The organism is Ensifer sp. ZNC0028, assembly GCF_000799055.1.
In the GTDB taxonomy this organism is placed as follows: domain Bacteria; phylum Pseudomonadota; class Alphaproteobacteria; order Rhizobiales; family Rhizobiaceae; genus Ensifer.
This window is the reverse complement of sequence record NZ_JTLA01000178.1, coordinates 1-240: the sequence shown is the minus strand read 5'-3', so window position 1 is coordinate 240 and position 240 is coordinate 1. Positions and strand designations below refer to the sequence as shown.

Below are 240 nucleotides of genomic sequence, written 5' to 3'. Positions count from 1 at the left end.
TGTCGGAGACCCGGTCGACGCCGTCGCGCTTGAAGCTGCCGGTCGCATAGGCCCGCACGCTGTCGCGCCAGCGCCCGCCCAGCAGCATGGAGACGGAGGCACGATAGTGTTTGCCCTTGATGTCCCAGAGCGCGATGTCGATGCCGGAAAGGGCGGTCACCGCAAGTCCGCGCTGCCCCTGGTCCCGCAGCGCATTGTAGAGGATCGCCCAGAGCTTTTCCGTCTGGCGCGGATCCTGGC

Annotated in this window: 1 pseudogene; it reads right to left on the bottom strand. The window is 67.5% G+C overall.

Annotated elements, in window-relative coordinates:
• A pseudogene (locus L981_RS31740) lies at positions 1-240 on the bottom strand (mandelate racemase/muconate lactonizing enzyme family protein); the annotation flags it as partial.